The organism is Gluconacetobacter liquefaciens (genome assembly GCF_003350405.1).
Taxonomy (GTDB): domain Bacteria; phylum Pseudomonadota; class Alphaproteobacteria; order Acetobacterales; family Acetobacteraceae; genus Gluconacetobacter; species Gluconacetobacter liquefaciens.
This window is the reverse complement of record NZ_QQAW01000012.1, coordinates 18,760-34,244: the sequence shown is the minus strand read 5'-3', so window position 1 is coordinate 34,244 and position 15,485 is coordinate 18,760. Positions and strand designations below refer to the sequence as shown.

The 15,485-nt window shown below is 63.8% G+C and carries 14 protein-coding genes; 3 read left to right on the top strand and 11 right to left on the bottom strand.

Translation table 11 applies throughout. From position 1 onward, the window contains the following. Positions 1 to 19 precede the first annotated feature (19 nt). From C7453_RS16160 to C7453_RS16150, 3 genes are all read right to left on the bottom strand, one after another. Positions 20 to 1,651 (bottom strand): methyl-accepting chemotaxis protein, encoded by a 1,632-nt coding sequence (locus C7453_RS16160; protein WP_170143257.1) that lies wholly within the window; start codon positions 1,649 to 1,651, stop codon positions 20 to 22. Positions 1,652 to 1,809: 158 nt separating this feature from the next. Further along, entirely contained in the window at positions 1,810 to 2,199 is a 390-nt protein-coding gene (locus tag C7453_RS16155; RefSeq protein WP_245949103.1) for a hypothetical protein, read from the bottom strand. A 225-nt stretch (positions 2,200 to 2,424) separates the two neighbouring features. Then, positions 2,425 to 2,706 (bottom strand): hypothetical protein, encoded by a 282-nt coding sequence (locus C7453_RS16150; protein ID WP_114728852.1) that lies wholly within the window; start codon positions 2,704 to 2,706, stop codon positions 2,425 to 2,427. Between the two features lie 517 nt (positions 2,707 to 3,223). On the opposite strand from C7453_RS16150, the gene C7453_RS16145 reads away from it, so the two are divergent. Next, complete coding sequence (locus tag C7453_RS16145) at positions 3,224 to 3,556, top strand: Ivy family c-type lysozyme inhibitor (protein WP_245949102.1); 333 nt, start codon at positions 3,224 to 3,226, stop codon at positions 3,554 to 3,556. A 187-nt stretch (positions 3,557 to 3,743) separates the two neighbouring features. Beyond that, complete coding sequence (locus C7453_RS16140) at positions 3,744 to 4,151, top strand: hypothetical protein (protein WP_114728850.1); 408 nt, start codon at positions 3,744 to 3,746, stop codon at positions 4,149 to 4,151. 39 nt (positions 4,152 to 4,190) lie between these two features. On the opposite strand, the gene mdoH is transcribed toward C7453_RS16140, so the two are convergent. The 3 genes from mdoH to C7453_RS16125 all read right to left on the bottom strand — a co-directional run bounded on the left by mdoH (position 4,191) and on the right by C7453_RS16125 (position 8,471). Next, positions 4,191 to 6,356: a glucans biosynthesis glucosyltransferase MdoH gene (mdoH, locus tag C7453_RS16135; RefSeq protein ID WP_245949101.1), complete on the bottom strand. Its 2,166-nt coding sequence runs from the start codon at positions 6,354 to 6,356 to the stop codon at positions 4,191 to 4,193. Between the two features lie 20 nt (positions 6,357 to 6,376). Beyond that, positions 6,377 to 7,915, bottom strand: a complete 1,539-nt coding sequence (locus C7453_RS16130; protein WP_114728846.1) for a glucan biosynthesis protein — start codon at positions 7,913 to 7,915, stop codon at positions 6,377 to 6,379. A gap of 214 nt (positions 7,916 to 8,129) precedes the next feature. Continuing rightward, entirely contained in the window at positions 8,130 to 8,471 is a 342-nt protein-coding gene (locus C7453_RS16125; protein ID WP_114728844.1) for a winged helix-turn-helix domain-containing protein, read from the bottom strand. Between the two features lie 102 nt (positions 8,472 to 8,573). Between C7453_RS16125 and C7453_RS16120 the strand changes: the two genes are divergently transcribed. Further along, complete coding sequence (locus C7453_RS16120; protein ID WP_114728842.1) at positions 8,574 to 9,107, top strand: GNAT family N-acetyltransferase; 534 nt, start codon at positions 8,574 to 8,576, stop codon at positions 9,105 to 9,107. Positions 9,108 to 9,128: 21 nt separating this feature from the next. On the opposite strand, the gene C7453_RS16115 is transcribed toward C7453_RS16120, so the two are convergent. The 5 genes from C7453_RS16115 to C7453_RS16095 form a co-directional block, all read right to left on the bottom strand. Then, entirely contained in the window at positions 9,129 to 10,610 is a 1,482-nt protein-coding gene (locus tag C7453_RS16115; protein ID WP_114728840.1) for a mannitol dehydrogenase family protein, read from the bottom strand. Beyond that, complete coding sequence (locus tag C7453_RS16110; RefSeq protein WP_114728838.1) at positions 10,552 to 11,721, bottom strand: FUSC family protein; 1,170 nt, start codon at positions 11,719 to 11,721, stop codon at positions 10,552 to 10,554. The genes C7453_RS16115 and C7453_RS16110 overlap by 59 nt, the downstream gene beginning before the upstream one ends. A 15-nt stretch (positions 11,722 to 11,736) precedes the next feature. Next, complete coding sequence (locus C7453_RS16105) at positions 11,737 to 13,314, bottom strand: DegQ family serine endoprotease (RefSeq protein ID WP_114728836.1); 1,578 nt, start codon at positions 13,312 to 13,314, stop codon at positions 11,737 to 11,739. A 101-nt stretch (positions 13,315 to 13,415) separates the two neighbouring features. Continuing rightward, positions 13,416 to 14,090, bottom strand: coding sequence for an SGNH/GDSL hydrolase family protein (locus C7453_RS16100; protein ID WP_114728834.1), 675 nt, complete (start codon positions 14,088 to 14,090; stop codon positions 13,416 to 13,418). Beyond that, complete coding sequence (locus tag C7453_RS16095; protein ID WP_114728832.1) at positions 14,090 to 15,316, bottom strand: OpgC family protein; 1,227 nt, start codon at positions 15,314 to 15,316, stop codon at positions 14,090 to 14,092. Before C7453_RS16095 ends, C7453_RS16100 begins: the two co-directional genes overlap by 1 nt. Between the last annotated feature and the right edge of the window lie 169 nt (positions 15,317 to 15,485).

Here is a 15,485-nt window from a genome sequence, read left to right as displayed (position 1 = left end):
CAGTTGACGGTTGGCGGCCTTACGCCACCGAGTCCATAACCTCCGGCGCAAAAACCGCCGGCTTCGTCGGCGGCGGAACACGATCGAAAATTTCGCGCAGAGTGAAGCGGGAGACCGTCTCCTCCATGCGCCGCGTCCCACGCACCAGACTCAACGACGCGGCGGTGACTTCCTCGCCCATCGCGGCGTTCTGTTGGGTCGAAGCGTCGATCTCCCGCACGTTATCCGCAATATGCCGGACTTCAGTCGCCTGCGTCCGCGTGGACGCGACGATCACCCCGAGATGCCGGGTGATGTCATCCATGACAGCCGATACCCGCCCTAGCGACCCGTCGGCCGCGTCGACCAGGCCGACGCCCTGATCGATATACAGCACCGCTTCGCGGATCTTCTGCCGAATGTCGCGGGCCTGCTCGGTCGATCGGGTCGCCAGATTGCGGATTTCCGTCGCCACCACGGCGAAACCACACCCGGACTCGCCCGCCCGCGCCGCCTCGACGCCCGCATTCAGCGACAACAGATTGGTTTGCAATGCGATATCGTCGATCACCCCAACGATCGTCTCGATATCGCGGGACGATGTTTTGATGACCGTCATCGTTTCCGTGACCTTGTCCATCGCCTGGATCGTCGCATCCATCGACGTCCCTACCGTCTCGACCAGTTTCCCGGCCTCGGAGGCCGACTGCGAGGCATCGCGGGTCCCGTCGGAGAACATAGCGATGCCGGCCGACATGCTGCCGACATCCCGGGCCTGCCCCTCGGTGCGACCGGCAAGATCCCCAACGGCTGACGAAATCTCCGCCGATGCCGAGGCAACGGCCTGGATACTCTGTCTCACCTCGTTGAATGCCGTGGCCAATTGCGCGATGGATGCGTTGAAGACCTGCGTCAGGCGTGCATAACCCGGCGCGAACTCCCTCTCGATCCGCACCAGCAGGTTGCCCTTGGCGACCTCTGACAGAGCCCTGTCGAGTTCGGCAATGAAGACCAGCGTCTCGGCTTCCTGCCGACGGATCCGCTCCATGCTGGCTTCCAGATTGGCGCTCAGCTTGACCTGCTCCGCATGGGCATCTTCCGCCTGCTGCTTGCGCCGCTCCGCTTCAGCGCGGCGATGGTCGGCATCCCGCGAAAGGGCCTCGGATACCTTGAACGCCCCACGTAGAGAGGCCGCCAGCCAGACCAGCGCCACCGTCTCCACGATCAGGATCGCCGCATGCAGAACAAGGCGGAAACTGTCGCAACCGCCAGGATAAAGCAGGTCGGGACGATAGAAATTGAGGCCGATATGCTGCACCGCCACCATCAGGGCGGCAATCACGATAGCGGAACAATCACAGGTCGCCGAGACGAACGCCAGCGCGGCAAAGTAGCCCATATGCACATCGACCTGGAGCTTGTTGCCTGCCAGCAGCGCAATGATGGCCGAAATGTTCGAGACGATCCCGAGACTGGCCGCCGACGAGATCCAGGAGGACCCGGCACCGCCGAGCATGAAGGACAGCGCCAGGGCATTCAAGCCGATGCTGGCCAGAAACCAAGCATATCCGCCGAAACCATAAAAACACATTCCCCCCACGAGCAGGGCAAGAACGGCATTCAGGGCCAGAAGAAAACAGAGAGCCCTTTTCGTTATGATTTCAAACGACATGTCATTGGACCACCCTCCGTCCCTGGAAATGGCCCACTCCCACCACTCCGACGGCATGGACGACGGGATTAAAGAGGCCGAGACAGCCCCGATGGCCGACTTTATCGCAACATGGAAAACGCGCGGGCTATCGCCCGCGCGCATTTCCAGACAGGCTTTTACAGGCCGCCCGTCAGCACGCTGGCAGCATTTGTACGGGTCTTCTGACCCAGCGCATTCAGGCTGTTCTGCTCGGTCGTACCGGCAGCGCGCACGCGGTCCATCTGGGTCTGCGGCATGTTACGCACTGCATTGACCGTATTGCGACCACTCTGCACACGCTGCTGCACACCCTTGGTCACTCCATCGCGATAGGCTTGGCCACGGCCGGCGAGGCAATCCTCGCGCTGGGCCAGGCGGCCGGCGACATCCCACCCCGGCGCCTTGGACTGCGTGCCGGACTGGGCGCAGGCATCGTCCGCCGCGCGGGCAACCGGCATGGCGATAGAGAGCCCGGCCAGAACGGTTATCGGCATGGCGAAAGCAAGCAGGCAATTCCGGATCGTCATTGATCGATTCTCATGTTCTGTGACAACAGCGCATGGAACCATGCAGTGATGGCGGGAATAGGTCCATCGTATGGCAGAACCGGGTCTGCCGCATAGGTCGGTTTCGCCCCCGGTATTCCGGAGTTTTTCAGACCGTCGCGCACCCCGATTTGATCCTAGACCTTCCCCTCATATATTCATTACGCGCATAGATAATGATCATTTCATTAGAGTATCCGTTATGCTCTAGCGGATCGTCACCGACGGCGGCGGTGGAAGCGCCACCGTCGGTGCGGGCTGAAGCTGCACTGCCGGCGCTGGCGGCGCGGCCCCGACTGGCGGAGCCGTCTTGACCACCGCCACGGGAATGGCGGTATAGCGCGACTTCGGGGGCGGCTTGGGGTGCCGCGACAGGGTCAGGAACAACACGCCATAAGCCACAGCCAGCACGACCAGCACCCCAAGCTTGAGCTTTTTCGGGTTCGGCAGCCTGGGCAGAATGGATGAGGGAGCGGAACGCAGGCGCATGGCGGGGACGATATTCCTGAACTGGCGGATGCGCCGGCGCGCAACTGGATAAGAGAGATCATACACCAGACAGACGTGCTCTGCACGGGCAGCGGAAAGCCCGGAAGACAGCCTCCACGGCTCGAAACCGATCTTCCAGAGTGACCCTGACGATAACGCCGGAAATCACGATACGATTTGTAGTGACCGGGGAATCATCTCCGCAGGCATTTCCTGAGTAAAAAAATCGAGCGTGGGAAGGATATTGTAAACCCCCACTCGCGATAAGCGTCTTCGACCTCAAGCGGCATGACCTGCATGCCGGGCGATAGAGAATCCTGTCATCAATGTCGCACGGCGGCAGTATCAGAGAGACCCGAAGGCGCTCCACCGCCAGAACCATCCTATCGTCTCGCCCTATTTCGGGAGCCACGCCGACGTGCCGTGTCGCCTTATCCATTTCATCCACGCATGCCCCGCCCTACTGCTCCTGATCAGCCACCCTGGCCGAACAGCCGAACAACCGCAGACAGCCGACTTGTTGCTCGAAGCTCCCTATCGCCGGGCCTATGTCGTCATGCAGCGCTTTCCGGACTGGATCAGTCGCGGGCAGGCGACGTCGACGCCCGTAGCGCGGGTCGTGACAGGCGGCCACAGCTATCTGCTCGGGCATCTGTGCAAGCCCCACGATTGCGATAACAACCAACTCGATATCGTTTTCGCGGCAGACGGCCACGCTGCCTGGGGATTGCTGCATACCCGGCGGGACGAACGGCAGCCTTTTCTGCAAAGCTGGCTAGGCAATCCTAATGAGGAAATGCAGGCTCTGCTGCTGCAGAACCATGCCGCCATCAACCCACCTGCTCCCTAAGCGCATCGCCAGGCGCAGAGGAACGCACGCCGGGCACCCTTTCGTCCAACGGCACTTCCTGCCATAGTCCCGCCGATCCCGCGCCGCCGCCGCCCGACCGGCCCGGCGTTCCCCGGGGAAAGCACGGGATCGCCGTCGAGAAGCGCGCGTCGCGTCCCCGGGGCCTCGCACCAGTGGAATACCCAGTGTGACGATTACCCATCCCGGCCGGCTTGCAGTCCTGTTCCTATCCGGCATCCTCGCCATCTCCCCAGCCTTCGCGCAGGCCGACGACGATGAGGCAGCAGCGCCCCCCACCGCGATGCAGTTGCAGAAAGTCGTTGCGGTGCTGCAGAGTGATCCAAACTCAACTAGTCAGTCATGCGTCGACGCTCTGACCGAACTGCACAAGACGCAGGACACTCTGGAAGCCGAACAGAAGCGGACCAATGACCCCGATATGGCAGTTGCTCGGGACGTACTGGAAACCGATTTCGAAACCGCGGTCGAATCCTGCACTGCCGATGCCACCGCATTGTGTGAGAAGCACGGCGACGATCCCAAGGTAGCCCGCGCCTGCACGGCTCTAGACCAGCCTGGCCCCGCCTCGAAATAAGAGGTGGGGGCAGAATACCGGCGCGCTCTGCCAAATCGTTCAGTCGCGCCGTTCACCGCCGCGTAGGGCATCGAGCCGCTCCAGACCCTCCGCGCTGCCCAGCACCGCCGCCTTTTCGGTCCGGCGCAGCCGCATGACCGCACTGTCGGGATCGGGGCTTTCCGACAGTTTCAACAACCCGACCAACAGGTCGGAATTGATCGAGTCGCCCGGCCTGCGTGGCGGCGGCAGCATCGCGCGGTGCGCGGCCATCAGTTCGGGATCAGCCAGCAGAAGATGGATTGCCTCGCCACCCTCGGCCTCCGGCCGGGCGGCGTTGGCGGCAGCGGCACGGCGCAGGATATCCGGCGGCGACGTTTCCTCGGGAATCAGCAGCAGTCCGGCCCGCAGCAGGGCCTGACCGGCATCACGGCTGCTGGTTGCTGCTGCCAGCGGAATAGCGAAAACCAACCCCAGCAGCACCGGCGTCATCCACAGAAACAGCGGGATCGACACACTCCACGCACATGCGCCCAGGACCAGGCCAAACAGCATGTAAATCCAGTAGGCCCGCACCGTATCCATCAACGGCACCCCACCATCGTCGCGACGCTGCGCGTTCCAGCCCGAATCACGTCCCAGCAGGATCGACAGCACGCCAGAGGTCTGGATCAGCATCGCTACCGGCGCGACCAGCCCACCGATCAGCGTTTCAACCAGCACCGATAGCGCGGCCCGCACCGCTCCACCGCAGCCCCGACGTGTGGCGGGATCGAACAGCAGCGCGACATAGGCCAGCAGCTTGGGTGCCAGCAGGATCCCCATGGTGCCGATGAACACATATTTCGCCTGTTCCGGATCAACGTGCGGCCAGTTCGGATAAAGGGATTTGGTATCGCCGAAATATTCCGGCTTCTCGAATCGAGACTGCAACGAGATCAAAATACCCGCGAGCAGGAACAGCAGCCACAGTGGCGACGTAACATAAGAGCCGATGCCCATCAGCATGTGCATCCGGCTGACCCAATTCAGGCCCCGTGTCCCCACCACCTTGGCATGTTGCAGATTGCCCTGGCACCAGCGGCGGTCGCGGATTGCGATGTCGGTCAGCGACGGCGGGCTTTCTTCGTAAGATCCGGGCAGGCCCGGCACCATATGAATGGCCCAACCGCCCCGGCGCATCAGGGCCGCCTCGACGAAATCATGGCTGAGGATATGTCCACCGAACGGTTTGCGCCCCGGCAGATGGGGCAGGCCCGCCTGCTCGGCGAAGGCACGGGTGCGGATCACCGCGTTATGCCCCCAGTAATTGCCCTCCGAACCGTGCCACCAGGCAATGCCGTGAGCGATCAGCGGACCATAGACCCGACCCGCGAATTGCTGCATGCGCGCGAACAGCGTGGTGCCGTTGACGATTTCCGGCAGGGTCTGGATCAGGCCCACGCCCGGATTGCACTCCATAGCGGCCACGATGCGCACCACCGTCCCGCCCGCCATCAGGCTGTCGGCGTCCAGCGTGACCATCTGGGCATAGGCTCCACCGAAACGGCGTACCCATTCGGCGATATTTCCGGCTTTGCGCTCGGTGTTCAGTGGCCGCCGGCGATAGAAGATGCGCCTGTCTCCACCCGTCGCTGCCCGCAGAGCCAGGAACGCGGCTTCTTCCTCGACCCACACATCCGGATTGGTGGTGTCGGAAAGGATAAAGAAATCAAACGAGTCCAACCGGCCAGTCGCCGCCATGCTGTCATACATGGCGCGCAGGCCGGCCATCACCCGTCCCGGACTTTCGTTATACGTCGGCATCAGCAGGGCGGTGCGGGTCGAAAGCGCCGGCAATTCCCCGTCGCATGCAATCCCCAACCCCAGACCACCGTGGCGCAACAGCGAGACGAAACCGCCCACGGCGGAAGTAAAGGCCAGCGCAATCCACTGGAACAGCAGCACGAACAGGACGAGCACGATCACGCCCAGCACCGAGTACCCCACCGAGTTCAGCACCCGGTTCATCGCGTAGGCGCCATAGATCGTCAGCAGGGTGGCCGAACCGATCACCGCAAGCCGCCGTAGCGCCATCAGCGCGGGCTCGGTAACCGGCACGCGCGGCCGGCCATGCGTCAGGGGACGCTCGGACAACGATTGCGTCGCCATCTCCATCGGAGCTTCGTCAGGCAGGGCCCGAAACATGCCACCATCGCCTGTCCCCGGCCGGGAGCCGTCCCCCATGCCCATCTCTGCGCGCCGCCCTATGGTGTCCATCGGTAGGTCCATTGTTCGGAGACCGGCCCGGCATCATTGGCCAGGACGCAAGTCAGTTCGGCGATCTTGGCGTTGCCAGGCGCGAATTCGAATGTCGTACGCCACCCCTGAATGGCCGGATCGGGTTCGACCACGACGTTGCGGATCGTACCGGCCGAACTGCTGGGCACCAGATGGAATTTGGCATCCGGCGGCAAATTTTCGAATGGCGCGCCGCTGAAATCGATCGCAAAGAACCGCGCAGCCGGATCATCGGTCACCGCACCGACACGGGTGGCGGCAATCCGCGCCAGCTTGGTCGGCCAGGGCGTATCCCAACCCCAATACATGCGATAGGTAAAGGCATATTCCTGCCCCGCCGCCAGCCCGCCGCCGGGGCGCCAGAACGAAACGATGTTGTCGTTCACCTCGTTGGGCGTCGGGATTTCCACCAGATCGACCGCACCGGGGCCCCAGTCGCCGATCGGCTCGATCCACAGCGACGGACGCTTTTCGTAATTGAGCGCCAGATCCTCGAAATCGGCGAAGGCCCGCTTGCGCTGCATCAGCCCGAAGCCGCGCGTCGAATTGTCCGAGAACGCAGAGAATTGCAGGTCTCGCGGATTGCGCAGCGGCCGCCACAATTGCTGACCGCTACCCGTCCAGATCGAGAGTGCCTCGCTGTCATGCGCAGCCGGGCGCCAGTCATCGACATGATTGCGGTCGTTGGCATCGAAGTAGAACATGCCCGTCAGGGGCGCGATGCCTGGCTCGTCGATCTTCGTGCGCGGATACACGTAGGACTGCACATCAAAAACAGTCATGTCGCCCGGACGGATGGTAAAGCTGAAAGCCCCTGCGACCGATGGGCTGTCCAGCAGCGCATGCACAACCACGGAATCGACGCCCGGCTGTGGCTTTTCCAGCCAGAAGGCACGGAACAGCGCGAATTCTTCACCTTTCGGGTTACCCGTGCCATCGGCGAAACCACGGGCCGAAAGGCCGTAATTCTGCCCCTTAGCCACTGCGCGGAAATAAGACGCCCCCAGAAAGACGCAGAATTCCTCCATTACGCCCGGTGTGTTGATCGCATAGCGCAGACGCAACCCAGCAAAACCCACATTGTCCGGCACCTTCAGCTTCGGGTCGCCATAGGTGAACAGATCGGGGTTATAGGGCACCGGCGCCGATTTGCCGTCCACAACCTCATAGATCTCAATACGGGGACGGTAGAGAAAACCGCGAGGGAAGAATTCCACATCGAACGCCAGGTTCTGGCCGTGCCAGAGCGCCTGATCCTCGCGATAGGCGATCGAGCGGTACTGATCGAAATTCAGCGAATCGATCGCCGCAGGCAGGGTCTGCTCGGGCGCACGATAGGGCCGGCGCGACAATTGCTGGGCGATCCGGCGCACCGTGCCTGCCTCGAAGGCGCCTGTCGGTGAGGGCGCACCAGGTGCGTCGGCATGGGCGTCACGGGCGCCGGGCGCCAGCATCGACAGCAGAGAGACACCCGCTCCGGTCTTCACGAGATCGCGTCTTAACATCCTTGCTCCCCGAACGCCGCGCATGGCAACGCCATCTGTCCATGATCTGCCACCGGCGCCAGCGCGCCAGCAAGTTGCGTTTCAGCGCCGCTGACGTCGGCGCCCACAAAGCCATACAGGCAATCTCTTAATTATGACAAAGGCCTGTGGCCATATTGCGGCGCGTTGTTACAATTCCCAAACATGAAATTATCAATGCAACGACACACGACCCTCATCGCGGTGCAAGACGCGTAGCCAGTTCCCGCAACGCCGGCAGGGCCGCCTGTGCTGCCCGCCCCTCGATCTCGCGATACAGACGTAGGATCTCGATCCCGGCCGGCGACAACTCGGCACCCCCACCCCCACCCGGTCGGGTCGCCACCACCGGCTCCGCGAAGGCGGCATTCATCGCCTCGACCAGCAGCCACGCGCGTCGATAGGACATCCCCATCGCCCGCGCAGCGCCGGAAATCGAACCACTGGCACCGATGGCTTCCAGCAAGCGGATCTTGCCATGACCCAGCAGCGGCGCGTCATGCGCGTCGATCCGCACCGTCAGACGCGCATCCTCCATCCCACACCGTCTCCCGCTGCCAATAGCGCTAGCACTGTCCGCCCACGCGCCGCATGCTATGCTGGAGTTGTCGCCCGCCTGTCGAGAGCGTTTTTGCCGCCCATGCCGACTGCCACCACCATACCAGGCTCCCGCCAGCCAAGCTGGCGCGCCATGCATCCGACCGATCTGCCCGCCGTGCTGGATATTGCGGCGCGCGTGCATCCTGCCTATCCCGAAGGCGAATCAGTCTTCGCCGAACGGCTCGCCCTATGCCCCCTCGGCTGCCTGGTCCTCGACCGAGGCGCGGGGCTCGAAGGCTATGTCATCAGCCACCCCTGGTGCGCCGCCGCTCCGCCGGCATTGGATTGCGCCCTGGGCGCGCTACCAGGACGACCGGATTGCTGGTATCTACACGATATCGCACTTTTACCTGACGCCAGAGGTCAGGGCGCCCCTGCCGCCGCGCTGGCTATTCTTGCCGAACACGCGGCATCCGCCGGCGTGTCGCGCATTGCACTCATCGCAACCGGCAGTGCCGGAGCTTACTGGCTGCGTATTGGCTTCGCCCCGATCGACGAGCCGAAAGCCACCGCCATTCTAGCCAGCTACGACCCGAAAGCACGGCTGATGACCCGTGCCATGCAACCGGGCTAACACGCCAGCAAGGCGACACCCTCAGCCTGGCAAGCCACCGCATTCCGCCAGCGCGGCCCGCACGCCGATTTCGCGAATAGCCTCACGGGCGGTGACGATGGCATCGGTCAAGGCGACGCTCCGCACCTCGCGCCAACCATCGAAGGCTGGCAGGGCCAGCGCCGCGCGCAGGTCTTCGGCATCGGCCAGTTCCAGTTGCGCGGCATCCAGCGTCGGTTCTGCAGGCGTATATTGCACGCCCGTTTCATCCACACCGCGCAACGCTTCCAGATAAGCCGCAATGCCGAAGGCGATACGCCGCAGATCGCCACCATCGGACAGTACGCGCCGCACCGTTTCGGTCCAGAAAACCTGAATCTTGGACGAACCATCCCCCCCGATCCGCAGTAACTGGTCCGCCATCGCCGGATTGGAAAAACGCCGTAATATGCTGCGCCGGTAATCCTGCGGGTCCAGGCCAGCCGGCGCATCAAGACGCGGAATCACATCCAGTTCCAGATAGGCGTTGACGAACCGCGCCAGATCCCTGTCGCGCAATGCTTCATCCACCTGGCGATAACCCAGCAAGATGCTAGGGAAGGCCAGTAGAATATGCGATGCATTCAGCATCCGTACTTTTACGTGCTCATAGCCGGTCACGTCGGCCACGAACTGGACGCCCGCCTTCTCCAGCGCCGGACGGCCGGCGCAGAACCGGTCTTCCACCACCCATTGGGTGAAATCCTCGGCCACCAGCGGCAGCGCATCGTCCAGACCGCTGGCGACATTCAGCGTGCGGGCAATCGCGTCGTCTACCGACGGCGTGATGCGATCGACCATGCCGTTGGGGAAGGTGACATGGGCCTCGATCCACGCCGCCAGATCCGGATCGCGCGCCTGGGCGAAACCCAGGAATGCCGTCCGCGCCACATCGCCATTATGACGCAGGTTATCACAGGAGAGCACGGTGAACGGTCCGCTCCCTGCGGCGCGACGACGAGCCAGGGCTTCGATAACAAAGCCGAAAATGGTCGTCGGCAGGGCATCAGCGACCAGATCAGCCCGCACCGCAGCGCTATCCAGGCGAAACGCCCCTGTCGTCTCATCGATGTTGTAGCCGCCTTCGGTGATCGTCATGCTAACAATACGCACCGATGGATCAGCCAACAGGTCCAGCACGGCTGTCGGATCGGCCGGTGCCAACAGATAGGCATGCAAGGCACCGATGACCCGCACTGCCCGCGCACCGTCCGGGGCGGCCTCGGTCAGGGAGTAAAGGCAATCCTGCTCCGTGAACTGTCTGGCCTTGCGTTCGGACCGCGCCCCCGCCGTCAGCCCGACACCGGCGATCCCCCAATCCTGCTGCCCCTCCAGCGCCAGGCAGCGATCGACATAGAAAGCCTCATGGGCCCGAAAGAAATTGCCGACCCCAAAATGCACGATACCGGTCCGGATGGTCGCCGGATCATAGCCAGGGGCGGACACACCCGCCGGAAGAGTTTTCAGGATCGTCCGGTTCAGCATGGGATCTACCCTCCGCTTTTTTCGCCTCTGCATATGGATGCGCCGCGCCGTCAGACCAGACCGCCTCCACCGCACGTTCCAGATCTTCATGCAGCATCCCCAGGGTAAACTGCATGGGCGCGCTCCAGGAGGGACCCGGCGTGTGCAGCACTGCCAATACGGTTGCCGCGTCCTCGCGCGATATCCGTCGGCGGCCACGCGCCGCACGCGCGCACCGGCGCGAAAGCTGCGACAGCACGCGCGCCAGCGCCCGCCGTTCGGCATCCAGGGCAGTATCCACGCTCGGCAATTCCCCCGCCTCGGTCGCCGCACGCGCGGCGAAGACCGCACTGCCGCGCAGGCGCCGCAGAAGGCCAGGCAGAACATCCAGCAACGGATCGGCCTTGCGGCGCAGGATGCGCAACCCCTCCACCCTGGTCTCGGCTACCGCGCCGTAGATTTCCTGCAAATGGGTGCGGCATGCCTCGTCGATCGTCTCGATCGTATCGTGATCCAGTTCGCCACGCAGCGCGCGGTCCAGCAGATCCGCGATATCGGCGATCAGCCGGCCGGACGCAGTCAACACGTCTCCTCGCGCAGCATCGTGCAGCACGAACATCGTTACCACGAGCGAAGTCACGACACCGATCAGGATCGAGGCGATCCTGTCCAGCGGTCGCAGGAACGGGTCACCGCTGATCGGAAACAGCAGCACGATCATCAGCGTCACTGCGGCAAAGCGCAGATTCGGTCGCGCCGCCGCCAGCAGGGCCAGCGGCGTCAGCGCCAGCCAGAACGCAACCCAGTCCGGCAGTATCCCCGTCTGGACCATCAGGATAGCCAGCAGCCCCGCCCCGGCCCCGACCAGCGTGCCCACGATCTGGTCCCGCCCGGTGGTCAGGGTCTGGGTAATCCGGCTTTGCGTGACGATGACCGAGGTAATCACCGACCAGACCGGTTCATGCAGATGCACCACACGCGCCAGAAGGTCCGACAGCAGAACCGACACCAGCAGGCGTGCCGCCTGGCGGATTTCCGCGCCCCTGGGTTCCAGCACCCGGCGGATCGCCGCCCAACGCGCGGACGGCGGCACGACCGGGCCATCCGCTACATTCAGAGCATCACGGTCCATGATTGGCTACGAACGTTATTTCGCGTCATCCGCCAACGGCAGGGGCACCCAGCGCAGACCGTCGGCATTCTGGACCAGGAACAAAATCGACCGCCGATGCTTGGCTCGCGCCGCATCGACCGACCGCCGTAGATCAGCAGGAGTCGCGACTTCGGCCTGCTGAACCTGGGTGATCACGTCGCCGGCCCGCAGGCCGCGATCCGCCGCGGCCCCATCCTGCGCCACACTGGTCACGACCACACCCTTTTGCCCTTCGGCCAGGTTGAATTTCTGCCGGGCCACGTCGTCGATCGCCCCCACGGTCAGGCCCAGGCCCTGAAGCTGGACGCTGCCCTGCACCTTGGCATCGGGCTTGGGAGCCGGCGCCTCCTTCGGGTCCTCGGGCAGCGCGCCGACCGTGACCGAGGCCGCTACCGCCTGGCCATGCCGCCAGACCCCCAGCTTCACCACCTGTCCGGGAGCCGTGTCGGCCATCAGGCGCGGCAGGGCGCGGCCGTCGATCTCCTTGCCGTTCAGGGTCTGGATCACATCACCGACCTGCAATTTCGCCGCGGCGGCCGGTCCCTTGGCTTCGACACCGGCGATCAGCGCACCATGAGCGGCCTTCAGCCCCAGCCCGTCGGCGATGTCCTGCGTCACGTCCTGAATCCGCACGCCGATCCAACCGCGCGAGACCTTGCCGGTGCGGCGCAACTGATCGATGATTCCCCGCGCCTCGGCCGAGGGGATCGAAAACCCGATACCGATCGACCCGCCGGACGGCGAATAGATTGCGGTATTGATCCCGATCACCTGCCCCTGCATGTCAAACAGCGGGCCACCCGAATTCCCTTTGTTGATCGGCGCATCGGTCTGGATGAAATCGTCGTATGGCCCCTGCTCGATATTGCGACCGCGCGAGGAGATGATGCCCGCCGTCACCGTACCGGACAAACCGAACGGGTTGCCAATCGCCAGAACCCAGTCCCCAACCCGCGCATGGTCGCTGTCACCGAAGACCACGGCAGGTAGCGGATGGGGGGTCTCCACCTTCAGCACCGCAAGATCGGTCCTGTCATCGTGGCCAAGCAGCTTGGCCTTGAGAACTGTATTGTCCTGAAGCGTCACCGTGATCTGGTCCGCGTGGCGGATGACATGATTGTTGGTGACCACGATACCCGACGCATCGATGATGAAACCCGACCCCAGGGCTTGCATCTTGCGCGGCGCAGCCTCCGGACCGTTCTGGTGGCTCATGAAATCGTGGAAAAACTTCTCGAAGGGCGACCCTTCGGGGAAATTCGGGATCTGCGGCGCATCCTCGCCGTCACCATCCGACTCCCCATCATCATCCCCAGGCTTGACCGTCTCGGTGGTCGAGACGTTGACCACTGCCGGCAGCAACCGTGCCGCCAGATCGGCAAAGCTGTCGGGGGTCCCCCGGCCTGGCCCAGGCAGGCGGATCGACGGCGCGGCGTCGGCCTGCGGCGGTGCCGGCGGGGGCGGCACCATGGCAGGCTCGGCCCGGGCAGCGGCCGCCGCGATCAGGGACAGGGAAACCGCCAGCCCGACGGCGGCGAACGGGCGAGGGAAAACCGGAACAGGCAAAGACATCGGGTAAAGCGCTTCCAGCAGTCAGGTCGTCGTGACCAGACTATCCTAGAGCATGATCGCGGCCGAATCGGAAGGGCTGACCCGCGCCCCGCGCGGGACGATCAGCGGTTGGGGAGAAATGCACCCGCCGGAGCCCCCGTCAGTTCCAGCAGCCAGCGCGCGACCGCCTCGCCCAGCAGCAGGTAGCCCCGGTCGCCCATATGCAGCCCGTCGGGTGACAATTCGTCGCGGTCCATGCCCAGCTCGGCGCACCAGGATTTCATGCGGGCATAGCGGCCGAAGACCGGAATCCCCAGTTCCGAGCCGATGCGATGCACTGCCGGGACAAAAGGCGGGAAGGCCGCGCATTCCTCGAGCATACGGCAATATTGCGGGTCGATCAGCGCCAGGTCGGCCCCCGTAGCGCGGGTGGCCAGCAGATCCCGGCGTGTCAGATCCTCGTAGGTTTCCAGCTTCACGCCCTGCCAGGCATCGTTGCTGCCGGTCTGCCACATCACGAGGTCCGCGTCGTCGGCCAGCACGCCGGGCAGGCGGTCGTGCATTTCCTGCGCACCGTTGCCGCCGATCCCACGATTGATCACCGCCAACCCGCCGGTCACGAAGGGCGCCAGGGTACGTTCGAAGACGGCAGCAAATCCATGCTCCGGACTGCTGGCACCGATCCCCTCGGTGGTCGAGGACCCGAATAAGGTCACACGCACCGGCCGGCCGCGCCTCAGCCGGTCGGTCAGACGGGGCAGGATAGGAGAGGGCGGACGTTCGGTCGCATCATTCATCAACGGGCTCTTTCCATTACGCTCCCCGCAGGAGCCGGGTTGCCGCGCCCCTCCGCTGCCGCAGGAGGCGCCGCCTGACGCTGTTTCTGCCTGATACGAGCCCGATCGAGAACCGTCGCGAGTTCCCACAGGATCGTGAATCCAATCACATTCACCGCGATCTGCAACATCCAGCCGGAACCGAAGGAGGTAAAGATCAGCCGCGCATACAGGTCGATCACCGTGCCGGCCGAGAAGACTTCCAGCGAATGGCGCCCGAAGAGCGCCATCACACGTCCAATGCGCCCCTCCGCAGCACCACGCACGCCATGCGAGGACTGAACCAGATAGAAGATTGCCAGCACATCCAGCAGCCGCAGCGGAGCAAGTACGCTCTTGTCCGGCGCGGTGATGGCGAAGGGCCGCAGATCGGGCAGACCCCATTGCTGCCAGGGAAAGGCCTCGAGCGCGGAGACCGCGAGATAGAGGCCACAAACCCAACGCAGCCAGCCCCGGCGCGGCAGGCTGCCGTCATGCCGTCCGGCCACCACGGCAGCACAGGCCCCCAGCGTGAACAGGAACTGCCAGGCCAGCGGATCGAAATACCAGCCATCCGGGTCCAGCCAGTTGGGAAAATTGATCGAGGGGTCGAGGTTAATGAGCAGCCACAGACTGGCACTCAGCGCCAGCGTCAGCCACAGACTGATCCGCATCATCAAATAGATCAGCGGGAAAACCCCGAGCAGAACCATATAAAGCGGCAGGATATTCAGATTGCTGGGCAGCGCATCGAGAAACAGGACCCGCCAGAAAGAACTCAGCCCGTGGGCCAGTTCGGGCTCCAGGAAATCGACCGGCACCGGCCAGAATGCGCGCCAGTATCGGATGGTGGCCGTGGTCACCACCACCATGACGGCCTGAAAGACGTACAACCGCAAGCAGCGCCGCCACACCCGGCCCACACCGGCCCGTAACCCGACACGCTCGAAATTCCGGCCATACGCCAACCAGGAAGCATAGCCCGCCAGCAGCACGAAGATCTCCGCGGCGTCGGCAAAGCCGACATTGCGCAACGTAAAACGATTCAGCACGTTCTGCGGAATATGATCGACGAACATCATCAACAGCGCGACCCCGCGCAACGCGTCGATCCGGTGATCACGTCGGCTGCCCGGTGGCCTCGGCGGCACCGTCGCTCCTTGTCCTGATCCGGACGAGACCTGCGGACTAGGCGCAGATGCAGTCATATCAGCCGGTTCTCCTGCCCGCCGCGAACATGCGGCATCTTCGACAAATGGAGCGGAACCGCCCGCCACTCCAGTCCCGTTGCGATTTCTTACATATGCCCCGAAGACGCGGGCACGACCATTCCGATTTGCGCGCAGACGGTTTTCGCCTATGTCCGGGCAACGACGC